The sequence below is a fragment of the Streptomyces sp. NBC_01260 genome, assembly GCF_036226405.1.
Classification (GTDB): Bacteria; Actinomycetota; Actinomycetes; order Streptomycetales; family Streptomycetaceae; genus Streptomyces; species Streptomyces laculatispora.
This window is the reverse complement of record NZ_CP108464.1, coordinates 6,088,720-6,111,836: the sequence shown is the minus strand read 5'-3', so window position 1 is coordinate 6,111,836 and position 23,117 is coordinate 6,088,720. Positions and strand designations below refer to the sequence as shown.

Annotated in this window: 19 protein-coding genes, 1 other RNA gene and 1 pseudogene; 8 read left to right on the top strand and 13 right to left on the bottom strand. The window is 69.7% G+C overall.

What is annotated here, in order from left to right; genetic code table 11:
• Positions 1 to 140 precede the first annotated feature (140 nt).
• The 3 genes from OG322_RS27215 (at position 141) to OG322_RS27205 (ending at position 3,196) form a co-directional block, all read left to right on the top strand.
• On the top strand, positions 141 to 1,661 hold the full coding sequence (locus OG322_RS27215; RefSeq protein WP_329307082.1) for an ATP-dependent nuclease: 1,521 nt from the start codon (positions 141 to 143) through the stop codon (positions 1,659 to 1,661).
• Positions 1,658 to 2,512: a hypothetical protein gene (locus OG322_RS27210; protein ID WP_329307081.1), complete on the top strand. Its 855-nt coding sequence runs from the start codon at positions 1,658 to 1,660 to the stop codon at positions 2,510 to 2,512. The genes OG322_RS27215 and OG322_RS27210 overlap by 4 nt, the downstream gene beginning before the upstream one ends.
• Positions 2,513 to 2,692: 180 nt before the next feature.
• Positions 2,693 to 3,196 (top strand): DUF6924 domain-containing protein, encoded by a 504-nt coding sequence (locus OG322_RS27205; RefSeq protein ID WP_329307080.1) that lies wholly within the window; start codon positions 2,693 to 2,695, stop codon positions 3,194 to 3,196.
• Positions 3,197 to 3,278: 82 nt separating this feature from the next.
• On the opposite strand, the gene OG322_RS27200 is transcribed toward OG322_RS27205, so the two are convergent.
• The 10 genes from OG322_RS27200 to OG322_RS27160 all read right to left on the bottom strand — a co-directional run bounded on the left by OG322_RS27200 (position 3,279) and on the right by OG322_RS27160 (position 14,100).
• Complete coding sequence (locus OG322_RS27200; protein WP_329307079.1) at positions 3,279 to 3,788, bottom strand: topology modulation protein; 510 nt, start codon at positions 3,786 to 3,788, stop codon at positions 3,279 to 3,281.
• Between the two features lie 196 nt (positions 3,789 to 3,984).
• The gene (locus OG322_RS27195; RefSeq protein WP_329307078.1) at positions 3,985 to 5,115 is read right to left on the bottom strand and encodes a hypothetical protein; all 1,131 of its coding nucleotides are present in this window, start codon (positions 5,113 to 5,115) and stop codon (positions 3,985 to 3,987) included.
• Positions 5,116 to 5,204: 89 nt separating this feature from the next.
• A complete protein-coding gene (gene fxlM, locus OG322_RS27190; RefSeq protein ID WP_329307077.1) occupies positions 5,205 to 7,274 on the bottom strand; it encodes a methyltransferase, FxLD system in 2,070 nt (689 codons plus the stop codon).
• A gap of 21 nt (positions 7,275 to 7,295) precedes the next feature.
• Complete coding sequence (locus OG322_RS27185) at positions 7,296 to 8,561, bottom strand: lanthionine synthetase C family protein (protein ID WP_329307076.1); 1,266 nt, start codon at positions 8,559 to 8,561, stop codon at positions 7,296 to 7,298.
• Positions 8,558 to 11,647, bottom strand: a complete 3,090-nt coding sequence (locus tag OG322_RS27180; protein WP_329307773.1) for a lantibiotic dehydratase — start codon at positions 11,645 to 11,647, stop codon at positions 8,558 to 8,560. The genes OG322_RS27185 and OG322_RS27180 overlap by 4 nt, the downstream gene beginning before the upstream one ends.
• A gap of 115 nt (positions 11,648 to 11,762) precedes the next feature.
• A complete protein-coding gene (locus OG322_RS27175) occupies positions 11,763 to 11,942 on the bottom strand; it encodes an FxLD family lanthipeptide (protein ID WP_028444064.1) in 180 nt (59 codons plus the stop codon).
• Positions 11,943 to 12,130: 188 nt separating this feature from the next.
• Entirely contained in the window at positions 12,131 to 12,784 is a 654-nt protein-coding gene (locus tag OG322_RS27170; protein WP_329307075.1) for a hypothetical protein, read from the bottom strand.
• Positions 12,781 to 12,984: a DUF5999 family protein gene (locus tag OG322_RS27165; RefSeq protein ID WP_329307074.1), complete on the bottom strand. Its 204-nt coding sequence runs from the start codon at positions 12,982 to 12,984 to the stop codon at positions 12,781 to 12,783. The genes OG322_RS27170 and OG322_RS27165 overlap by 4 nt, the downstream gene beginning before the upstream one ends.
• Before the next feature lie 44 nt (positions 12,985 to 13,028).
• Positions 13,029 to 13,244: a DUF6302 family protein gene (locus OG322_RS41655; protein ID WP_443066560.1), complete on the bottom strand. Its 216-nt coding sequence runs from the start codon at positions 13,242 to 13,244 to the stop codon at positions 13,029 to 13,031.
• 247 nt (positions 13,245 to 13,491) lie between these two features.
• Complete coding sequence (locus OG322_RS27160; protein WP_329307073.1) at positions 13,492 to 14,100, bottom strand: hypothetical protein; 609 nt, start codon at positions 14,098 to 14,100, stop codon at positions 13,492 to 13,494.
• A 290-nt stretch (positions 14,101 to 14,390) separates the two neighbouring features.
• Here OG322_RS27160 and OG322_RS27155 point away from each other — a divergent pair, with 290 nt between their 5' ends.
• The 3 genes and pseudogenes from OG322_RS27155 to OG322_RS27145 all read left to right on the top strand — a co-directional run bounded on the left by OG322_RS27155 (position 14,391) and on the right by OG322_RS27145 (position 18,660).
• Positions 14,391 to 15,818, top strand: a complete 1,428-nt coding sequence (locus tag OG322_RS27155) for a helix-turn-helix domain-containing protein (protein ID WP_329307072.1) — start codon at positions 14,391 to 14,393, stop codon at positions 15,816 to 15,818.
• 29 nt (positions 15,819 to 15,847) lie between these two features.
• Positions 15,848 to 17,034, top strand: a pseudogene (locus tag OG322_RS27150) (dihydrofolate reductase family protein).
• 432 nt (positions 17,035 to 17,466) lie between these two features.
• Complete coding sequence (locus OG322_RS27145) at positions 17,467 to 18,660, top strand: DUF6907 domain-containing protein (protein WP_329307071.1); 1,194 nt, start codon at positions 17,467 to 17,469, stop codon at positions 18,658 to 18,660.
• A gap of 246 nt (positions 18,661 to 18,906) precedes the next feature.
• On the opposite strand, the gene rnpB is transcribed toward OG322_RS27145, so the two are convergent.
• Positions 18,907 to 19,308: RNase P RNA component class A (gene rnpB / locus OG322_RS27140), an RNA gene on the bottom strand.
• A 56-nt stretch (positions 19,309 to 19,364) separates the two neighbouring features.
• The gene (locus OG322_RS27135) at positions 19,365 to 19,892 is read right to left on the bottom strand and encodes a TetR/AcrR family transcriptional regulator (RefSeq protein WP_123470402.1); all 528 of its coding nucleotides are present in this window, start codon (positions 19,890 to 19,892) and stop codon (positions 19,365 to 19,367) included.
• 175 nt (positions 19,893 to 20,067) lie between these two features.
• On the opposite strand from OG322_RS27135, the gene OG322_RS27130 reads away from it, so the two are divergent.
• Together OG322_RS27130 and OG322_RS27125 are read left to right on the top strand one after the other, a co-directional pair.
• A complete protein-coding gene (locus OG322_RS27130) occupies positions 20,068 to 20,838 on the top strand; it encodes a MerR family transcriptional regulator (protein ID WP_123470403.1) in 771 nt (256 codons plus the stop codon).
• On the top strand, positions 20,835 to 21,695 hold the full coding sequence (locus OG322_RS27125; protein WP_329307070.1) for a hypothetical protein: 861 nt from the start codon (positions 20,835 to 20,837) through the stop codon (positions 21,693 to 21,695). Before OG322_RS27130 ends, OG322_RS27125 begins: the two co-directional genes overlap by 4 nt.
• Here the strand turns inward: OG322_RS27125 and OG322_RS27120 are convergent.
• Positions 21,646 to 23,088, bottom strand: coding sequence for an RNB domain-containing ribonuclease (locus OG322_RS27120; protein ID WP_329307069.1), 1,443 nt, complete (start codon positions 23,086 to 23,088; stop codon positions 21,646 to 21,648). The two genes, OG322_RS27125 and OG322_RS27120, sit on opposite strands and share 50 nt — an antisense overlap.
• Positions 23,089 to 23,117 lie beyond the last annotated feature (29 nt).

The following is a 23,117-nucleotide window of genomic DNA, read 5'->3' as shown; positions in this document are numbered from 1 at the left end:
CGGGGCACTGTCGCGCTGGCCCGCGCACGACTGCGCTTCTCACGTTCCATGGTTCTCGTCGCAGATCGCGGCACTGGAACTACAGTGTGATCTCGTGCTGGTATGGCCTCCGGCTTCCCGGGGAGGGGTGAGGTGACATCATGCAGTTCATCGTGGTGGAGGGGGCGCAGGATCTGCCTGAGGATTACAGGGGCGCTTACCTCATTCCAGATAACTGGAATGACTACGGCTACGTGACGATGTACGAGTTGGGCATCAAGCGCCGTGGGCGACGACCGAAGTCCATTGGCGGCGTTCGGATTGGGCATCTTGAGATGGGGTCAAGTCGCCAGGATGAGTTCTTTCGGACAGAGCAACGCCTGCCACGCCGCTTCGAGACTCTCCCTGAAGGATTCTTTAGCCTGGGAGTCCAGGACACATACTACGAGTCACTAAGCGAACTGGGTGCTCGCGCCAGAGTCGACGTTCTGGCTGCGTTGCGGGATGTGGCTTACGACTACAGCATGGATGTAGTGGAACGTGTTTGGGACCTGAGAGTCTTCAAAAAATCTCTGATGCGCGATGTCCGCCATCCGCGCACGGAGCTGGAGCGTCTCCACCTCATTGCCCGCGGCCGCGATCGCGTTGTTGATTTCCAGTGGGACTATGTGCCTCCCAAGTCTCATGGCTCAGCGTACGAACCACCTACACTGGGCTTCCGTGCCAGTCCTGCCTCGCTGCCGCCGAGCAACGTGCATGCTCTGATCGGCCGCAATGGAGTGGGCAAGACCAGCATGATGCGCGCCATGGCTAGCGGCGTGGCGTCGGGGAGTATCGAGGTCACCCAGCTCGCTGAACGCACAGCCACGAGCACACCGAACGTGGTATTGGTGTCCTTCAGTGCCTTTGACGAACTCCTTCATCATCCTGATGCTCCTGCGGGGTTCGCCTACATCGGGCTGCGTGACGGTGAGGAGCCAGAGCGTTTGAAGACGAGCGAAGACCTGTCCGCAGAATTCGCCGACAGTCTTGCTACGGCTCGAATCGGTTCCCGGCGTAGCCGGTGGGAGCAGATTCTGAGCACGCTCAGTTATCCGGAGTCCGGATTCTTGGATGACTATGCAGGCGATCTCGAAGATCTGTTGTCCGAGGGCTCTGACCGTCGGTTCAAGGCCGCTGCAGGGCGGCTCTTTGCACCGCTGAGTTCTGGCCACAAGATCGCCTTGCTGACCTTGACACGACTGGTCCAGGAGGTAACCGAGCGCACGGTCGTCTTCATGGACGAGCCCGAAGCGCATCTACAGCCCCCCCTGTTGTCAGCGTTCATCCGTGCGCTGTCTGACTTCCTTTCCGACGTCAACGGGATGGCGGTCGTGGCCACGCACTCACCGGTGGTCCTGCAGGAAGTACCGAAGGCGTGCGTCTACAAGTTGCGCCGCTATGGCGACGTCGTGACAGCCGAGCGGCCGCTGATGGAGACCTACGGTGAGAACGTCAGCGCACTCACCCACGAAGCTTTCGGCTTGGAGTCCACTGCCACCGGCTTCTATGCGGCCCTGGCCAAGGAGGTCGCCGAGGGGCGCAGCTATAGAGAGATCCTGGCGGACTTCGAATCCCTGGGCAGCGAAGCCCGCGGCCTGCTGCGCGTCCTCACTCTCAGCCGGGACGGGAACGCCTCATGATTCCGCTCGATCCCCCCGCGATGAAGGTCAAAGACACACTGACCGCTGCCTGCGGGCGGATGCAGAACTCCGTCTTGAGGTTACGGCTCCTGGCCCGTGAGAAGGACCTGTCTGCTGCCGAGAAGACCTATACCGACGCTGCCGAGCACAACGCCCTCTACGCGCTAGCCGTGACTGCGCGGGATGCTGAGGAGCAGATACCCGACCGCGACGGGGAGCACCTCAGGAATCTTTACAGTGCTGGGCTTGTCGGGCGCAAGCACGGGAGAGAGAAGTACGACGAACTTAAGGCCCGCGCGCCGTTCGGGCGTTGCCTGCTGTGCGGCAACAGTGAGATCGGCTCGCTCGACCATCACCTGCCCAAGGACACGCTGCCTCTCTTCACGATTTGCCCGGTCAACCTGGTGCCGGCATGCAGCAAGTGCAACCAGGCCAAAGGCGACCGGATCGGCGCCACAGCCGGCCAGCGCACTCTCCATCCCTACTACGACCGCCCCGGCCAGGCCGGACGCTACCTCTTCGCCGACATCACAAGCTGGCCCGTGCAGTTCCGCATTCAGGCCCTACCTGTATGGGACGCTGAGCTGCGTGCTCGTGTCGAGCACCATTTCGTCACGTTCAACCTGGCACAGCGCTATGCCGAGTTCTGCATATCCGTGCTGACCGCCAACCAGTGGCTCCACCAAAAGATCCGACGCGAGAGTGGCCTCTCGGCCCTGACTGCACACCTGCAAGAGGACGCTGAGCAGCACGCCAGCACCCATGGACTCAACACCTGGGACACAGCGCTGCGTTACGGCCTTGCCGACAGCAACTGGTACCTCCACCACGGAGTCAACCAGAACCCATAACACGCCACGCTTGTGCGTCGCGACGCATCGGCCTATCGGCACCTGTGCGGATGCATCGACTCGATCTCCAGGGCCGGTTGCCCGCCAGCCAGCGGGTCAGAAGATGCCTTCCCGATCCCGACACTTGGCTGTGGCTCCTTGCCAGGGTCTGGATCAGTGCGGCGTGTGAGAGTGCTGGGCATGACGATGCCGGAGGGCCCTGCGCGAATGCTGCCTGAGATTGGACGCGACTTGTTCGACGTTCTCGTCATCAGGACCGACTTCAGCGACGACGAGGCGTGGAATGCGGTGGTTGGGGAGTTGCGCCGCCCGTGGGGGCCAAGCGGTGAGACTGCCGCAACAGTGCAGTTGGTCGAAGCGCCCGCTTGGTCAGGAGCAACGCCCGACGAGGTTCTTGCCGCCGTGGTGGATGGGGACCTGATTTTCGTCTTCCTCGCTGACCGCGACACGATGAAGTCGCCGGAGCAGGCGTTGCTGGCTCTGTCGACACTCTGGGAGGACGTGAGTGGCCTCGACCCCGTCTATTACCAGGAACTCATCGAGTCGCCGGAGCCCCGTGAGTTTCGAGCCGTGCCCGCCGCGGTACACGGCGTCCAGGCTGACCTGGCGCTCGGCAACGTGGACTTCGCAGAGTACGCTGCGGCTGCTTCCGCAGAGCCTGATCAGGTACTGCGGCCCATCTGACGGCAACAGCGGTGGCCGTTTCCTCGGCAGAGGACGGGTTGGGCTCGTTCATCCCGCACCCCCTGACCGGGGCGCGAGCCGGTCAGGTCTGCTCGGCGGCCACCTTCCGCAGCCAGCGGAGCGTCTGGCGCCGGTTGGCCAGCAGCACCACGTCGGCGCCGGCGCCGAACTCCTCGATTTTCGCCATCACGCGGGGTCGCATCTTGCGCCGGTACGTGGCGACGTACTTGATCACGCCCCAGTGGATGCGGTTGTGCACTCCGTTGCCCTTGTGCCCGGCCCCGTGCCGGAGCTGGCGGGAGAAGATCCCGTACAGGGCCGCCACGGTCGACACGTCCATCAGGACCACCGTGTCGCAGGCTTCGAGCCGTACCTGCAGCGTCGAGTTGTAGTTGCCGTCGATCACCCACCGCGGCTGCGAGACCAGCTCGCGCTGCACGTCGTTGAACTTGTCCATGGGCAACGCGTTCCACTCGTCGTCGTAGAACGCGGCGTCCAGGTGCGTCACCGGGGCGTCGAGGATCCTTCCCAGCTCGCGGGCCACGTGGGACTTGCCACTGCCTCCGCAGCCGACGACGGCGACCTTCCTCATGGTGCTCCAGCGTAGAGAGGTTGAGGTGATCGGCGAGCCAACTCGCAGGACATGCTGTGTCTGGCCTCTCTCCTGCCTGTTCAGTTCGGCGCTCAGAAAGCCCTCTACCGACGATGAGCGTTGCCACGCGCCCCTGGCTCCCCTGCTTCTCGACGCCGTGCAGGGTGGGCTGCTCTGGTTGCCCAAGCGCTACACCTCAAACCTGTGCACCAGTCCCTTCCTGCTGAGGGTGGGAGCGCCCGACGCTGGCGCGGATCACCTCGTCGCTGCCCCGCAATGCCTCTGTCATCCTCGCGAGCCAGGACTCGGGGAGGCTGCCGCTGCCCAGCGCGCATGCACGGACAAGCCGTTGGGCCGCCTCGAGCTGGCGCGGCTCGGCGAGGCTGGTGAACCGGTGGTCAGCCAAACACTCACGGGCGGCGTAGCCGTCGGTCGCCGCGGCGGCCCGGCGGTGGAGCTCTGCAACCATCCGGTGCGCTGCGTCTTCCTCGTGCGGCTCCAGCAGGCCCAGGATCGTCAGGCCGAGGCGCGTATCGAAGACGGTCATGCCCTGGTCGGGTTGGTGCGCGACGTAGTCCTCGACCAGCGTGTCGAGGAGGGGTACGGCCGGGCCGCGAAGGGCCTTTCTGCACATCACGTCGAGGCAGCCGGTGACGGCGTTCTCCCAGCGTTCTCCGGGTGTGGTCATGGTGATGAGCGCTGCGGCGTCGGTGGGGGTGTGGCTGAGTGCGGCCAGGACGGCGACCTGGCGGCCGTCCAGCATGCGCTGCCCGATGCCCCGGTGTTCCTCGATGTGGGCCAGCGCCTCCGCCCAGCGGCCGGCCGTGGTCAGGGTGCGGGTGCCGTCGGCCAGGACTACCTTCCACAGCCAGGTGCGCACCTCGTGGCGGTCGCTGTCGGTGAGGGTGAGGTCGGCCGGGACGTGGACCCCTTCGAACTGAGCGCTGGTGCCTTTGGTGACGGCGTCGAAGAGGTGCAGCAGACGGTGGCGCCCGTCGTCGGCGGCGCCCGCGCGGATCTGGAGGCGGGCGAGGTTCACCACGGGTTCGAGGGCGCGGATCGCGGTCATGCCGGGCAGGGGGGTGGCGTGGAGGTAGGCGGCGGCGTGCTGGTGGCACATCTTCCGCGCGAGGTCGGGCAGCTCTAGGTCGGAGGCGATGAGGGCGGCCTGGTTGTAGACGGCCGAGGCGAGGCCCTGGTCAGCCTTTGCGGCTGCGGCGTCGGCGAGTTCGGCCAAGCCGTGCACGCGCCGGGGCAGGGGCAGACAGGCGGGTCGGAATCGGTAGATGAGCGGGAAGCGCTGCGCTATGGGTCCGTTCAGGTCCATGAGGTCCCCCGGGGGTGAAGACGACGAGGAGCGGGAAGGGCCGCGTGGTGCCCGCCAGCCGGTCGGCGGGCACCACGCAGGCGGATCAGCTACTGCCAGGTGACGCGGACGCGGTTCAGCGGGGTGCCGAGGACGAAGACACCGGGCTGCTCGTCCGCGGGCGCGTCGAGCGGCAGGATCTCGAAGGTGGCGACCCGGCCGCGGTACTCGCGGTCCCAGGCGCGGACGGCCTCGGCGACCTTGGCGGCCAGCTCGTCGCTCCCGGGGCCGTGGCCGATGACGCCGAACTCCCAGAGCTTGTCGCCCTCGGGGGTCTTCTGCTCCGAGGGACGCCGTGCGAGATAGGTGACGGCGCCCTTCTCGACGGCGGCCGTGGCCGAGGGGTAGGGGTCATCGGTCAGCACCGTGCCCTTGACGGACTGAGGGAAGAGCATCCGGATCAGCCCGGATGGCAGGACGCAGGAGACGAACAGCTCCATCCATTCCGGGGACTCCCCCGCGCGGACTGTCATCCCGGTCCACTCCTCGACGCGCGGCTCATCAAGGACACCGGCAAGGGCGTCGGCGTCGAGCGCCAGGCTGGCCGGGGCCTGGAGGCGCACGGCGCCGTCCGTGCTGAGCGGCACGGCGCGGCGGTCGTCGTCGGCGATGCCCCGGCGCAGCGGCATGAAGGTGTTCATCTCCGAGCCGACCGAATGCCACCGGCCTTCGCGCGCCACGTAGATGATGGAGCGCGAGACGCTGCCCGTGATTCGCTGCGGGGTGACGAGTCGGCCGCCCTCGGCGAGCTGGTCGAGCCAGGCGTGGGGGATGCCGTGCGCGCCGACGGTGGCGATGATCCGGTCGTACGGGGCACCTTCGGCGTGGCCGAGGGCGCCGTCGCGCGTCAGGGCCTCGACGTTGGTGGCTCCAGCGGCGGCGAGGTGGGCTCGGGCGCCTTCGACCAGGTCGTCATCGACGTCGATGGTGGTGACGTGTCCGCTCGGGCCGACGAGGTGGCCGATCAGGGCGGCGTTGTAGCCGGTGCCGGCGCCGAGTTCGAGGATGTGCTCGCCCGGCTGGGCTTCGAGCTGGTCCAGCATGAGGGCGACGACGGCTGGCTGGGAGGCGCAGGAGATCGAGGTGCCCTCGGGGTCGTACTTCACGTTGACCGGGCTGTTGTCATAGGCGTCGGCCAGCGAGGTGTCAGGGACGAACAGGTGCCGGGGCACGGTGCGCAGGGCGGCTTCGACCGCGGGGGTGCGGGCGTGGCCGTCGGCCTTGATCTGGTCGACCAGGGCGTTGCGGAGCTGTTCGGCGTTGGCCCCGGGGGCGGTGAGTGTGTCGGTGTTCACCGTGCTGACGCTATGGGCCGCAAAGCCTGATTCTGTTGCTGACGCGGTGTTTTCACTCGAACCCATGATTGCCTCTCGTGCGATGTTGAACAGGGTGTGCTGGTCGGCGGACGGCAGACCGGCACGGTTGGCGTGGAAGATGGCGTGGTGCGCGATGACGGCGCGCAGTCCGCGGGTCAGGTCGCCCTGGGCGGCAAGGTAGGCGAGCGTGGTGCCGACACGCTCGAAGGCGGCGATCCAGTCGCCGTGGCCGTCCAGCGGCCCGCGCTCGCGGCACAGGCTGCGGGCTTCGGTGGTCATCAGGGTCCGCATTGCCGAGGTCTGGCGCGGGGACCCGGGCGTGCCGGTACCGGGGCGCAGTACGGAGACCTTCGCCCACACGTCGCCCTGCTCGAACCAGTCGAGACCCGAGGCGCGCATCAGGCTGCTCATCAGCAGGATGGCGGTCTCGCGTCGCCCCAGGTGCTCGTTGTGGACGGGGTAGGTGAGGAGGTGGCGGCTGTCCTCGTGGAAGAGGGCGTGCGCGGCCGTCATGGCGTCCGCCCCGCCGAACGCCTCGGTCTCCGGCTCGTAGATCCCGGTCGTGTGGGACTGCGCGGTGCCGTCGGCCACCCAATCGTCCAGCCGGGCCAGCACGATCGGGGCGGGCTCGTCGGCGACGTACCGCAGGCGCCAGGGCTGCTTGTTCATGAACCACCAGCCGCTGAGCTGCCCGTCGGCCTCGGCGGCAAGCAGCGCCGGGGCGAGGCGTTCGGTGACGGCGCGCTGTCCCGTGTCCCGGTCGGGGAAGGTGATGCTGTGCTGCTGCCAGCGGTCGGGGCGCATCGAGAAGTCCTTCGGTCGGATTCAGGCGGTGAGTAGGCAGGCGTCCCAGGCAGTGCGGGGCGGGTCCGTGCTGTCCGCGGTGAGCAGTCCCAGCGCGGTTCCGGCGGCGCCGTCGAGGAGACCGGCGCCCGCCGCGTCCTTCAGCAACAGGGCAGCGGCGTCGTCCGGGGCGGTGCCGGGCAGGACCAGCATGGTGAGAAGGGCGGGGATGATGGCGCGGAGCTGGCCGGCGGTGGCCCGGTCGGCGTCGGCGGCGGCACGCGCCGCGATGTGGATCAAACCGGCGATGCCGTGGCACAGGCCGCTGTCCGTGGTGACGCGAAGCTGCACGCGGTCGCTCAGCGCGTCCAGCAGGGCGGCCTCGGCCTCGACCTGGAGGTCGCTGTCGCCGAGGGCGAGCGCGGCGAGCTGCTGGGCACGGGCCAAGCCCGCGGTGCCGTAGCACCAGCTCGGCCGCCGTGGTGCCGCGGCCGCGGGCCGGCCGCTGCGCAGTTCCTCACGGCTGATCCAGTACGGCCAAGCCGTGCCGCGCCCGGTGGGCGCCTTCCACTGCTCCAGCCAGGCAAGGATGGTGCGCATCGCCTGATGGTGGCCGGTGACGGTGGTGCCGCGGCGGGCGGCAAGCGCCAGCAGCGCGAGGACCGCGCCGACGCCGTGTGCCATGCCGTGGTTGGCGTGCCCACCGGGGAAGCGGTCGTCCGGCCTGCCGGACGGCCCGGTCGGAACCCACCAGCCCGGCAGGCGTTCGCCGCTGTCGGTGACCGGGTCGGTCAGGCGCACACAGTAGTCGAGAACGGCCCGGGTCACCGGGCCCGCAGGGTCGCGGCGCAGCAGGTAGGCGCCGTACCCGCTCAAGCCCCGGATGGCGTCGAACTCGGCGAGTGCCGGAAGCTGCCCTGCTTCGATCCGGCGGTGCGCGGCGTCAAGGCGCCGCCGGGCGTCTGCCGTCACCTGCCGGTCCAGCACATCGAGGCCGCGCCGGTAGGAGTCCGGAAGCTGGTCGGCGGCGCACGCCACGGCATGGGCGAGCGCCGGGGCGCCGTAGAAGGGGTGGCTGTCCGGGCCGCCGGTGAAGGGCTCGCGGGTCGAGGCGGCCAGCCAGTCGTGGGCGCGCTGCCAGGGGGCAAGCCCGGCCGCGGCGCGTTCGATGTGCAACAGGGCGATGCCTGTCGGGCCGTAGGCGAGGTGCTGCCGGTTGGCGTCGTCAGTGGCCGCCGTCGGCGCCTGGTCGGGGTGGGCGAGCCGGTCGGCGATGGCGGCGGCCACCGCGGCTGCTGTGTGGGTCACGGTCGCCTCCTGGCGCGGGCGGTGAAGGCCAGGGCGGCGGCGCGGGCCAGATATAGGCAGACCTCTTCCTCGGGGAAGTCCACCGCGATGTGCCGTACGAAGTGGACGTGCAGCAGGGAGGTCAGCACCCCGTCCACGACGATGCCATCGGCGTGCGGGCCGGACAGGTGCGGCCTGTACGTGGCGAGCGCAGCGGTGCGCTCGGCCCAGGCGTCCACGATCGCGGCGCCGCCGGGCTCTGACCGCAGGGCCGCCCAGTCATCGCGTGGATCTGCCAGCCGCACGGCGTCGGTGAACTGCGAGCGTGGGACCGGATTGGGCGCGGTCGGCTCGATGTGGTCGATCAGCCAGCGCGCGCCGGTGTCCGGGCCGCCGAGAAGGGCGGAGGCGATGGCGAAGAAGTGCGCGGCCACGAGCGTGCGCTGCGCGGGCCGGACGGGCTGGGCGAGCTGCGCCACCGTGGCCAGGGAGTCCGCGCGGAACACGGCCTCGGCCGCGTCCCACGCCGTTCCCGAGCCCCACCGGCCCGTCTCGCGGTAGGAGGTGGGATAGCGCAGGTCCGCCAGCAGCCCGGCGGTCCGCAACTCGTCGGCCCAGGCGCTGACCGCGTGGGTGGTGTCGGCGAAGTCGCCCGGGTCGGGCAGCGCGATCCGCAGGCGAAGGTGCTGCCGGGGGTCGCGGAAGCGGACGTACCACCAGGGAGGAGAGCAGAGGCGCCGCATCAGGTCGGGCACGTGCCGGGCCAGCAGGGCGTCTTGACGCCGCGGGTCACCGTACAGGGCCACGAGGAGCATTGGGGAGGTGGACGGGGTCTGGATCTGGGCTGGGGACAGCGCGCGGGCGGTGGTCGGCGTGGGAAGGGCAGGCCAGGCCGGAGGCCGGACCGCTTTGAGGGGCACCGCGATCTCGTGGGCCCGGCCCCCGGTCCAGCCGTCCGCCCCGGGAGGAGCGGCTTCCGTCAGCAGAGCCGTACCGGCGCGGTCGAGGTGCTGGCGCAGCAGGCTCCGGTGGCCGGGCTCATCGAGGTCGAGCGGCAGGCGCCGGTCGTCTTGGACGAGGTACACGTGCTGCGGCAGGCGCCGGTGCTCCCGCCAGCCGGACAGCGCCGCGTCCCAGTCCGAGCCGGGGCGGTGGCGGTCGGGGAGGTCGCCGGCCTCCAGCCGCCATCGGGCCGCGACCAGCACGATGCGGCCGTACCGCAGGCGGGGGAGGAACGGCATTGCTGCGGCGGCACCCCAGTCGAACCGGGTGACCTGAGCGTTCTGCGCCCGGGACACCTCGGTGATCAACCGCGCCAGGGGCAGAGTGTGCTCGGCGAGGTTCAGCGCGTTCATGCCGACGGCCTCGACGCGCACGCCGCGGCTCGGGGCCGCCAGGTACATCCGGCGGCCGTCGCACGCCAGTGCCAGGTCCGTCGGCGTGAGCACTGCGGCGTCGGGGGCGCGGTGCTCTTGCAGGCTGACCACCAGCGGCAGCACGCGCGGGGTTCGGGTGACGTGTGCGGTGTCGGGCAACAGCGCGGGGAAGGATAGCTGCGCCGCCACCGTGCCGTCGTCGGCCGTGGGTAGGTCAGCCAACTCCGCTTGCAGGCAATCGCGTTGTGTGGCCGGGAGGACGCTGAGGAAGCGTCCGGCGGTAACCCCGGCTCCGCGTGACACGCTGGTCAACTCCACGGTGAACCGCCCGCGGCGGACTTCGGCGAGGGTGGCCGCGTGCAGCCGCACGCCCACCTCCAGGTGGCACGGTATCCGCGGCTCCTGCGGGCCTCGGTCCAGGGCGGCCACGATCTCGTCGGTCAGCACGACCTCGTCGCGGCCGTCGAGCGCCGCGGCCTGGGCGAGGCGGAGCAGCACATCGTCCCGCGGCGACAGGCGCCGGCGGCCTTCGCCGGTCGGCCTGCCCGGGTACCCGTCCGGGTAGCCGACGCCGCTGTCTGCGACAACTTCCATAAGCGGCACCATGGTGCCGACGCCGAACCGCTCATAGAACCGCTGGTGGTACTCGTTCCACGGCTCGGTACCGTACGGGCGGGCGCAGAGACGGGTGAGGATCGTGGCGGCGCGCTCGACCTCGCGGGCGACCAGATCGGGGAGCACCACGGTGGCGTCCAGGCACAGGTCCAGGGCGAGCGGGTGACGCCGGAGGCCCGGCACCAGATCGCGCATCCGGGTCGCTACGGCGTCCCGGCCCTCTGTGGTGCCGCACTGCTCCAGCCCGGCGTGGACGGCGCGTAGCTCCCGGACGACGGGAGCCAGGAGACGAATGTCCTCGGCATGGACCGCGTCGAGCTGAGTGACGAGGTGACCGAGCGCGTCGGTCTCGGTCGCCGGCGCGTGGAGGTTGGTGATCAGCACGCGCCGCCGCACCAGGCCTGCGAGGAGCCGCTTGACGCGCTCCGGGGCCACGGCCGGGAACTCGGCCATCAGCTTCTCGGCGAGTTCCCCGATCCGGATCGGCGCGTCAGCCGCGCGGAGGATACGCCGGACCGGCGCCGACAGCTCGACGGACGCCTCGACCGCTCGCCGCTGACCAGTCGGCCCGTCGTCCTGGTAGGGGACGACGAGACTGCCGTCGCGCTCGAAGGTGGTGTTGTTGACGACGACCGACAGGAGCGGCAGCAGCTCTCCGCTCCTTTCTAACTGCTCGATCAGCCTCCCCGCCCACTCCGCACCGGCGCGGGCCACGACCTCGTGGTTCTGGCCCCAGCGGGAGTGGGGCTCGGCGTCGAAGGTGGCCGTGGTGACTCCGGCGAACAGTCCGAACGGTGTGGGCCGGTGCAGCGCGCGCAGGAGGTAGCGCGCCACCGACACTCCAACGCGGCGGACTTCGCGAGCAGAAGGGGAGTTAGCACTCTCCAGGGCCTCGACTTCGGCGGCGAGAACCGGGCTGGCATGGCGGAGGGCCTGTGCGATGCCCGGGTCGTGCCAGATGCTGCGAATCCAGGCGAGGCGTCCGGTGGTGACCTCCTCCAACTCCTCGGCTCGGAAGGACCGGTCGTCGAAGTCCGGTAGGGGAAGCTCGGTCACCGACGGTCGAGCGGCTGCGCGCACCAGGGCGGTCGTGCCCGCCTTGAACGCTGGGGGCATAGCCACGTGACGTGTCCCTTCGTGCGTCTGGAGGGGCGGTCGGAGCCGACGCGCCGAGTAGCGCGACAGCACCGACCGCGGTTCATGACCTGATGACGGGTTCAGACGGTCAGGGTCAGTCGGTGAAGGTGACGCAGGCACCGCAGGAGCTGCCGCACCCGTCGTCGGTCAGGACGGTCAGCCCGGCCGCGTCGGACACCTCCAGGAGGGAGACGTTCAGGTCGAACCCGTCCGACTGGCCGCCGGCCGTCGGCTCCTGGACCTGGGTGGTGCTCTTGGTGACGATTCGCGTCATGACAACTCCAGGTGATTCGTTGGTGTGTAGGACAGGTGGTGCTTGCCAGCGCACTGAGGACCGTGGCGTAGCGACGGGGCTGCGCCATGGGTTCAGGTTCTGGCCATCCCGGTCCGATGGTCGGGCCGGGAAGCTCTGGGGTGCCGCTCGACGGTCCGGTCCTTTGCCCAGGACCGTCGAGCAGCCGTCTATGCGGCGGGCACAACATCGTCCAGGCTGACGACCTCGTAGTCCCGCAGCTCGCGTACGAGCTGAGAGGCGAGGAACCAGCCGATCTGAGGGTGGTTGTAGGGCAGGGGAGCATCCGAGGCGGCGAGGGGTTGGATGCCGTCGGCGGTGTACTGGTACGGGGTGCCGATGACGCCGTAGAGCGGGAACCGCGTGGCCAGCAGGGCGACGTGTCCCTTGCCCCTGAGCCGGGGGCACCGCCGGGCCGCCATCCGGGCGTGCTCCAGACACACCGGCGGCTGCGCGGTCTTCACCGGCCCGGTGTGGTCGTCGCCGTCGTCGGCCGTCTCTACGAAGAGGATGCCGTCGCTACGCTTCAGCGGGACCGTGCACACCTGGCAGCGCAGGAGCGCCATCGTGATGCGCTGGCGGAGCGGGTGCACCAGCCGCCACCTCGGGTTCCCGGTGGGCTGTCCCGCGAAGCCGAGTGACATGGAGTACCGGGCCCACAGCACGCCGCGGAGATCTCGGTCGGGCCCTGCCTCGTCCTTGTACCCGAGCCGCGGGCGCCGGTCAGGACCGATGCGTACGTTCAGGTTGAGGAGGGAGTCCGCCTCTTCGCCTTCACGGGCGGTGATGTACGGAACGACCAGGTCGGCTGCGGTGATCGTCATGCCGCGCTTCCGACCGTGAGCGCGAGCGGCCGGTGGGGGGCGACGACACGGCCGTCGGGGAGGAGTTCTCCGGTGTCCTCGCAGACAAGCACTCCGTTGCACAGCAGGCTCCAGCCCTGCTCAGGGCGGTGCGCGACGGGTCGCGCGGCCTCCCTGTCGGGAGCCATGGCCGTGGGGCACGGCGGGTTGTGCGCACACATGGTGCTCGTCCTCTCGGGTGGGAAGTTGGGCCCTCTTCGGCCAGCTACGGTGCCGTGGGGGAACACGGTTCGGGCACGGCCGAAGAGGGGGACTTGTGGCACCGCCCCATGAAGGCCGCTATGGCTGCTTCGCTGTAGCCGTAGAAGCGCCCCAGGGTGGTGGCAGTGCGGTCGCCCTCGAGCGTGAGTGGTCTCTCTCCCCCCACTCGACAACGAAGCGGGGATCCGGGTGAGATGACCACTGCACGCGCAGGTCTCATTGATCGCGGTCATGCCGCGCCCTGCGGGTCACCTGCAGGCACGATGCAAAGGTCGAGTCCCACCTCACGGAGCGGCAGGAAATGTGTTGTCTGGTTGGTGTATCCCTCGAACGTCAAAACGGCCCTCCGATCAGGCGGATTGGGAGACGGTGACGAGCACTGCGAACACGGTGACGACGAGGAGAACCTGAGCGCTGGCCTGTCTCCAGCCCCAGCCCTTCGCATCCATCCACCGCAACGGTCGCCTTCAAGTCGGACCGGACAGCTCCTCGGGGATCACGAGGTGAATGAATGCCTGGTACCGCTCACCCAGCTCCTTGATCACAGCGCGATACTCGTCGTCATCGGAGCTGATGTTGTGCCGGTCGAGGACGATCACGCCGTCCGCGAAGCCGCCTCGGATCAGTCGCTCGACCTCCCCCCAGCCAGGGCGCTTCCAGGGCGGCGTGTAGACGCCACAGCCGGCACCCGAGCTGGGGAGGCACGTCGTGGTCACGGGAACGGCTACGTCGTGAAACCTCGCTCCCATTGCGTAGCCACGCTGCTCAGCCTCGGTCTGGAGGGTGTTCCAGTCCTCATCCGGCCTGGCACTCCTGCTAAGCACCAAGCTGTACGCCAACACCCGGAGACGGCGATCACCGGAGCGGCGGTCGCACCTTTCGGTCGCCTCGCGACGGAACTGCTGACGGAGCCGGACGAGCTCGCCGCTGCGCGCCGGACGCTCCAGCGGGGCGGGTTTGCGGTGCCACTCCTGGGTTCGAGCAGTGTCGGTGTCCGTTCGGTCCCGGGATCCCATCAGGCTGATCCGTGGACTGGAGACGGCGATCATGTCGCCCAGGCTTCTACGTGTCTTCATGGTCGCCTTCCCCTAGATCGCGCTCAGCCCGCGCAGGGCTCATCCGACGGTTGCGCAATGCGTTCGGTCCGACCGACCACTACGTTCGCTACTGACGTGAATCAGGTCCGTGCCAGGCGCCGTTCGGATACCGTGTGATCAGCTCGTACCGACGATGAAAGCGGTACGGAACCCCGGTGGGCAGGCCCTGGATGGAGCCTCACACGCTGGCTCCGCAGGCCCCATGGAGAGCCGCCCCTGTCGCTGACATCGACCGCGGGTGAACGAAAGTCCACGGTGGAGGAGGAAGCGTGGGGCAGCAGCCGAACGAGCTGACTCCGGACGCCGGCCCATGGCACCGCTGGGGTTACGAGCTACGCCAGTTCCGCGAGGCCCGTCTGCTGTCGCAGCAGGCTCTGGCTCGCAGGGCGTTGATCGACCGTTCACATCTCGGGCGCTTCGAGCGCGCTGAACGTCCCGTCCCGAAACATGCGGCCATCACTCTCGACGACATCCTCGATGCCGCCGGTGCATTGGTTCGTGGCTGGGACAGCGCGGAGCGCGAGGCTCCCCAGGACTGCTCCGCCCCGGTGTCCAGAGCCGGGACAGCGACTCATGGGGCCAGCGCACGGGGCCATGGAGCCAGCTCCCCGGAGACCCTGGCCATGAACACGGTCGTGCGGGCAGGCTCGCTTGGAGACGACACGGACACGGTCGTCGTCCCCGCCCGCATCGATGGAAGGATCCTCTTCGTGCCCGTGCCCCGCCGCGTTGTTCTCGCATCAGGGATCGCCGGCCTGGCTGCGACAGCCATGCCGGCCGCGACGCCGGCGGCTGCCACCGAACTCGCCGACATGGGGTCTCCCTTCGAGCACTTCGCGCAACTCCGCCGGGTCATGATCCAGACCGACAACCTCATCGGCCCCCGGCACGTGTTGCCCGCCCTGCAACAACACCTCGTCTCCCTTGCTACAAGACGCCGAGCCGCTCGTGGCACCGACGCCATCAAGCTTCTCGCCCTGGAAACGCGATACGAAGAGCTGGCAGGCTGGTTCGCCCAGGACATCGGCGACGAGCGCACCGCCCACGGCCACACTGCGAAAGCACTGGACGCTTCCCACATCACCGGCGACACCGATCTCACCGCGTACATCCTCGGCCGTAAGGCCCAGCTCGCCGTCGACACCGGTCATCCTGTCGACGCTCTCGGCCTCGCCGCAGCTGCCCGACGCACCGCCCGGCCCGGAAGCCGTCTCGAAGTCATCGCCGTTCTGCACGAGGCCCACGCGCATGCCGTACTCGGTGAAGGCGGCGAAGCCCACAGGGCGTACGAGACCGCGCTGACTCTTCTCGTTCGCGCGGGCTCCGATGGCGTCTGGGGCTCCTGGCTCGATGCGGCGTACATCAGCACCGCCCGAGCCCGCTCCCTCGCCGCACTCGGCGAGTATGCGCAGGCCGCAGCAGGCTTCGACAGCGCCCTCGCATTACTCCCGCCCACATATCGCCGGGACCGCGGCGTTTACCTCGCTCGCGCTGCACGCGCCCACGCTGGCACAGGCAACGTGACCCTCGCTGCCCGAATCGGCGGGCAGGCCGTCGGGATCGCCGCCGAGACCGGATCCGCGCGCATCTTCGGACAGCTCGACCGGCTCGACCAGGCACTGGCCCCCGCAACCGGCGAGGACGGCGTCGCCGAGTTCCGCGCCTCACTCGACCGCATCGTTCTTCATCCCGCCTGACTCACCCGCGCACACCGCCTGGAGATACCGTGCCCCGCCCGTACGTCCTGCTGTCCGCAGCTGTATCGATCGACGGCCACCTCGACACCCGCCCGGGCGAGAACCGGCTCCTGCTCTCCAACAAGGAGGACTTCGAACGCGTCGACTCCGTACGAGCCAGTGTCGACGCGATCCTTGTCGGCGCCGGCACACTCCGCGCCGACAACCCCCGCCTCCTCGTCAACTCGACGGAACGCAGGGCGTCCCGGGTCGCCGCTGGCCAGCCGGAGTACCCGCTGAAGGTCACCATCACAGGAACGGGCAACCTTGATCCCGACTGGAAGTTCTGGCACCACGGCGGAGACAAGCTCGTCCTCGCCGTGGGCCACGAGGCCACCACGAAAGCTCGCGCCAACCTCGGCGACCTGGCTACCGTTCAGAGCGTCCCCGAGGAGGCCGTATGGCCGGCCGCGCTCGACATCCTCGGCCACGAGTACGCCGTCAAGCGGCTCATGGTCGAAGGGGGTGGCACCGTTCACACACAGCTCCTCCAAGCCGCTCTTGCCGACGAACTCCAACTCGTCATCGCCCCGCTCCTGGTCGGCCAGTTCGATGCGGTAAGGATGCTCGGCTCCGCGAGCTACCCTGGCGGCCCCGCCGCCCGCCTCCGGCTCCTGGAGACCCACCAGATCGGTGACGTGGTACTCCTGAGGTACGCCCCCAAGGACACCTCCACGGAGCCTCGATGAGCACCACCTCTTCAGCCGGCGCCCCCGGCACCGGCCGCGAGCCCAACACCGCAGACCGGAACTGGCTCACCCTCGCCTGTGAGCTGGCCGCCCTCTGCCCACCTTCGCAGACCGCCTTCAGCGTGGGGGCCGTCGTCGTCGCGGCCGACGGGACCGAGCTCGCCCGCGGCTACTCCCGCGAGAACGATCCCCACGACCATGCCGAGGAAGGGGCCCTCGCCAAGCTCCCCGCCGAGGACGCCCGGCTCGCGACCGCCACGATCTACAGCTCCCTGGAGCCGTGCGCCAGACGGGCATCCCGACCTCGCCCCTGCGCCCAGCTCATCCGCGACGTGGGCCTCCGCCGCGTCGTCACCGCTTGGCGCGAACCGGATACGTTCGTCGTCGGCGCCGATGGCGTCGAGACCCTTGAAGACGCCGGCGTCACGGTCGTCGCACTGCCTGAGTACGCGAGCGCAGCACAGGCCCCTAACCTGCACCTGCTCTGACAACCCAAGGCTGGACCCCCTTGATCGTCCCCGGGGACCTCATCGTGTGGGAAGACGGGCCCGAGCAGCGTTCCGGCGGACATCTCGACATGGAATACATGCTCGGCATACCGCCCAGGGCCGCAACGGCAAGACACGTCGCACCGTTCGGCGGGCACGAAAAGCCGTCATCCAAGTATTCCGTGCCATCGCTCACCGGGTGTACAACCCGCCTCAAGCGCTGCCAATAACACCACCCGGCAGCAAAGCGCGGAGTATACCGCTGAGCGGCCAGCCCTGAGCCAGTGCTGTTCGAACAGCGAACGGGTTGCTCCCACTGAGCAAGGCTGAACAACAACGGGGGTCCAAGCACCACGGGTCGCGAGACCAGCAGTTGTTACGCCCACCAGGCGCAGCCTCCGACCCGCTCGATCTGCGACGAGGAGCATCAGCGTGAGCATCACCGTAGCGACCACCGCAGGCAGTACCGTCACCAAGAGCCTCACCACCCTGACCTCCCATCCTGCTGGCACCCCTTCGGCGCTCCCACCCGGCGGCAGACGTGAAGACGACCGCCAGCAACCGTGCACGGCCCATCCTGACTGGTGCACTGAGGCCGGTGTTCACGACGCACACCTCGGAGCCAGGCATGTCGTCATGGGCAACGACGGCCGTGAACTTCTTGACGCGCGCCTGCTGGACTTCTCCGATTCGCAGCCGGTCATCGGTCTGGGCGAAACGGATACGGACGCGGCCGAGGCCCGCGCGAAGGCTCAGGACTTCCGCAAGTTCGCCGACGACCTTGAGACCCTCGCGGACATGATGGACGCCACCACCAGCAGCGAGCAGCCAAGTATCCCGGACGTTGCCTCCTGCCCCGGCGGCGTCTCCTTCTGCACAGGGGACTCAGAGGACCACAAGTATCCGAACGAGCACTACCACCACGGCCCGCTCACCGCCATGGGCGCTCGCCGCTCCTATGCCGGCCAGCACGGGAACGGCATCATGGCCTTCCACTTGTCCCAGATCAACGATGAGACACCCGGACTGGACTTCGTCGCCGACGGTGGCTGGCCGACGCTGCCCCTCGAAGAAGTAGATGAACTGATCAGCGACATGAGCTTGCACCTGACGAACCTGTGGGCGGCGCGTGCGCAACTCGCAGGTCTGATGTCCAGGCGGAGGACCAGCCGAGTGTGCGCAACACCCCAGCGCAGTTGGACGTACGACGACAGGCACGGCACCCAGCACACCGTCACCTGCCCGTCCTGGTGTTCGAATACCCACACCGACGACCTGGACCGCAATCGCCACCCGGCCGACGTCTACCACCAGCTCTACGGCGCTGAGGCCAGCGCCGAATACAGCGAGGCTTACGAGGAGTACGAGTCCTGGCCGCTGCTCTGCGCAACCCTCGGCGTGAGCCCGAACTCGACGGTCAGCCCGGCCTACCGGGCCCCGCACGTTCTGGTCGAAGTGGCCGCCGATACGTACACCCGCCCAATGGATCCGGACCAGCTGGCCGAGTTCATCCAAACGGTGGCCGGGCAGTTGGATGAGCTGCGTGTGATGCACTCTCGGCTCACCGAAGCCCGCGCCGAATGGGCCACGCGGACCGATCCGACGACCAGCACCGAGACCGCGTAATCCCGCCTCCTCAGGAGTCACCGCAAGTCCTACAGTGCCAACGTCACACTCCGACGAGCGTCGCAATCGCTATGCCGAGGACCCCCCGCCACCCACCTGCCCCAGGGACTTTTCAGGGACTTTCAGCGCTGTCTGAGGGACTTCCGGGGGACATTCCGCCGCCTAACGCGGTAAGCCCCCGAAAGATCGGAAAGGGCCTCCGACGCAGGTCGGAGGCCCTTTCCCAGGCATAGCCGCAGGTGGCGGCAGACGAGTCGGGCTGTACGCCGGGTTCTGTCTCCCGGTCGCCTCGCGGCGGCCGGGGAGACGGCCATCCATCTAGGACCGGCATTGCTGCCGGTCTCGTGCGGTCTACCCGCGAACTCGGGCGGGCAGCCCTCGAACGTTCGCGCAGGGCCCTCTTGCGACGGCCCCTCTTGACCTTGCTCCGGGTGGGGTTTACCTAGCCGCCTGGGTCGCCCCAGGCGCTGGTGGTCTCTTACACCACCGTTTCACCCTTACCGAGGACCGAAGTCCAAGGCGGTCTGTTTTCTGTGGCACTGTCCCGCGGGTCACCCCGGGTGGCCGTTAGCCATCACCCTGCCCTGTGGAGCCCGGACGTTCCTCGGGAGGGTCCGAAGATCCTCACGCGGCCGTCCGCCCGGCTCGTCTGCCGTGGCGCCCATGCTACCTGCCCCGTGGTGGCGCGGAACCGCGCGGAGGCGTCAGGCGCGGGCCGCGCCGAAGGCCGCGATCCCGGCCGCCCAGGCCCCCGGCACATCGGAGCCCGCGGGAAAGCGGCCGTTCAGCTCCATCGTGACCATGCCGTGGGCGAAGGCCCAGGCCGCACGTGCGCGGTTCTCATCGCCCGCGAGGGCGCGGAAGAGCGGGGCCGCGGCGCGTTCCTCCAGGTCCGGGGGGAGGCGGCGGCCGGTGGTGAGGCGGTAGAGGTGGGGGTGGGCGAGGGCGTGGGTGCGGTAGGCGGCGGCCAGGGCCGGGAAGGAGCCCGGGGCGCGGGACTCGGCCGCTTCGAGGGCCTCGGCCGTCTCCCGCAGCATCACCTCGACCAGAGCGTTCACCACGGACGACTTGTCCGGGAAGTGCTTGTAGAGCGAGGGCGCCGTGATGCCCACGCGTGCGGCGAGGCGGCGCATGGTGAGCGCCTCCGGGCCCTCCTGCTCCAGCAGCGTGCGCGCGGCGGTGACGATCTGCCGGGGGCGGTCGGTGGCGGGCGGGGCCGCGAGGTCAGTCACGCCGGTCCTTCCTTCGTACGAGGCGCGGGGCACGGACACGGGTGGCACGGGCACAGCGCACGAGCACCGGGCCGAAGGCGCGATCGTACGAGATGCGGCCAGGTGCGCGGACGAGCAGGGGCGGATGGCCGGGCGGCTTGACCTTGCCGCAGCGTCAGGGTTTCTACTTGGCGCCATGCGCATCGGAGAGATCGCCGCGCTCGTCGGGGTCACCCCCCGGACCGTTCGGCACTACCACCACATCGGCCTGCTGGCCGAGCCCGCGCGCCGGGCCAACGGCTACCGCTCCTACGGCGTGCGCGACGCCGTGCTGCTGGCGCGCATCCGGCGGCTCACCGAGCTGGGGCTCGGTCTGGACGAGGTGCGGGAGGTGCTCGCCGGTGACGCCGGGCGCGAACTCGGTGACGTACTGCGTGAGCTGGATACCGACCTGGCCCGGCAGGAGCGGGAGATCCGGGAGCGGCGGCTGCGGCTGGCCGGCCTGCTGGACGGGCCGGTGGAGGGTGCGGAGTCCGTGTCGCCCGCGCTGGCCGAACTGCTGGCCGCCGCACCGGTCACCGCTTCCCCGTCCGCCGCCAAGGACCGGGAGCATCTGATGCTGCTGGACACGATCGGTGGCGGCAGCGAGATCTATGCCGTGCTGCGGCCGCTGGCGGGCGATCCGGCCGTGCTCGCGCTGTACGAAGAGCTGGACGCGCTCGCGGCGGCGTCCCCCGACGATCCCCGGATCGGACCGCTGGCCGAGCGGATGGCCGCCCTCGCGCCCGACGAGGTGCTGGACGCGATCCCGGCCGGCGGACCGGTGATGACCGGGTTCGGGGAGGCCCTGCTGGCGGACTACCCGCCCGCACAGGCCGAGGTGGTGCGCCGGGTGATGGTCGCGTTGACCGGACGGAGCAGGAGCAGGAGCAGGGACGGGGACGGCAACGGGCGGGGGACGGAATGAGCGGGGTGCGAGGTGCGCGGCTGGTGGTCGCGGGGGTGGTGCCCGCCGAACTGGCTCTGGGGATCTGCCTGTTGGCCGGGGTACGGATACCGGCCGCCGTGCTGATCGGCGCCGAGGCGGCGGTCCTGGCCGCGTTGGTCCTGGAGGCAGTCGTGCTGGGGCGGCTCTGGCGCGCGGGCCGGCGGGCGGGTGCCGGGCGGCGGGAGGCGATGGGTGCGGCGCTGCGTACCGTCGTACCGGAGGGGGTGCACCGGCTCGTCGGGCACGAGATGCGCGCCCTGCACAGCCTCGGGCTGTGGCTGCTGCGGCGGCGGCACGCCGTGCCGGAGGGTGCGCTGGCCGCCCCGTACACCGGGCCGCAGACGGCGATGATGTACGGGCTGCTCTTCGTCTCCGTGGTGGAGACGGTGATGCTCGCGCTGCTGATTCCCTGGCCGGTCGTGCACCGGATTCTGCTCGTGGTGGATGTGTACGGGGTGCTGCTGGTGCTCGCCCTGCACGCCTCGTGTGTGGTCCGGCCGCATGTGGTGGGCGCGGACGGCTCCCTGCGGATTCGCTACGGGGCGCTGTTCGATCTGCGGGTCCCGGCTGCCGCGATCGCCTCGGTCCGGGTCGAACGGCGTTACCCCGAAGGGAAGTCGCTGCGGCTGCACCCTGACGGCGTACTGGACCTCGCCGTGGGCGGCCAGACGACGGTGACCGTGGAGCTGACCGCACCGGCCGGATTCGTGCGGCCGCTCGGTGGACGCGGGCAGGCGCACACGGTCCGCTTCCACGCCGATGACCCGCGGTCCGTCGTCGCCGCACTCACGCCGGTGCGAACAGCACCTTCGCCGAGCCGGGATCTGCCTGCGTGAGCCGCACCCGCAGCCGTTCCCCGAGAGGGAGCGACGCGCTGCCGCCCTCGATCCGGCCGACTACCGCCGGGTCGTCGATGTGGATGGTGCCGGTGGTCGGATCCTGCTCCTTCACGTCCACCACGTACGCGTCGAAGACCGCACCGATCCGGTCCTTGAGCAGCGCCGCCTCGACCAGGTCCACGCACTCGCGTTCCACCGTGTTGGCCCGCCGGGTGCCGTCCGCCATCTCCTTCGGCAGGGCGGGCAGCGCGGCCAGGACCCACTCGGGCGGCTCACGGTCCGCCGCGGCGGCGACGCACAGTTCGGCGGCGTACCGGTCGACGAGGCGGCGCAACGGCGCGGTGCAGTGCGTGTAGAGGTCGGCGACGGCGGCGTGGACGGCCGGTGTGGGCAGTTCGCCGTTCTCGAAGACGGTGTACCCGGCGCCGCGCAGCAGCGTGGTGCAGTCCTGGAGGAAGGCGGCGTGGCTGGTCATCCTCGGGTCGAGCGAACGCACGATCTGCGCGTACGGCACGTGGTGCGGCCAGTCGATGTGCAGGGCTTCGGCCGAGCGCCGGAGGCGGGCGACGGCGCCGTCCGGGGCGACCGGCAGCGTCCGCAGGATGCCGGTGCCGGCCTCGGTCATCAGCCGGGCCGCGGCCATGCCGGTGAGCAGTGAGATCTGGGCGTTCCAGCCGTCGGCGGGCAGCGGGGCGCGGTACTCCAGCCCGTAACCGCCGTCGCGCTCGACGACCTCCTGCTCGGGCACGTTGAGGGAGATACCGCCGCGGGCGACCTCCTGTTCCTCGCGGAGGGTGCCGATGTCCCTGAGCAGCGCGAGGGACTCCTCGGCGGTGCCCGCGTCGATCCGCTGCTGCACACCCGTGTAGTCGAGCTTGGCGCGACTGCGTACGAGGGCCCTGCGCACCCGGGTGGCGACGGCACGGCCCTCGGTGTCGAGGTCGATCTCCCACAGCACGGCGGGGCGGGTCTGCCCGGGGAAAAGGCTGGCGGCGCCCTCGGAGAGCGATGCGGGGTGCAGCGGCACCCTGCCGTCGGGGAAGTAGAGGGTCGTCACCCGGCGGTGCGCCTCGGTGTCGAGTGCGCCGCCGGGGCGGACGAAGGCGGCGACATCGGCGATGGCGTAGTGCACGCGGTAGCCGTGGGCGCGGCGTTCGAGGTGCATCGCCTGGTCGAGGTCGGTGGAGGCGGGCGGGTCGATGGTGAGGAACGGCAGTTCCGTGGCGTCCTCGTGTCCGGCGACCGCCGGGTTCCTCGCCGCGTCGGCCGCTTCGGCGAGTACGTCGGACGGGAAGCCGTCGGGGAGCCCGAGTTCGGTGCGCAGCCCGCGCAGGGCCGCCCGCAGCGGGGAGCCGGCTGCGCCGGTCAGGTGGAGATGGCGGCGGGGCATGGACCGAGCGTATGGCCGGGCGGGGCGGG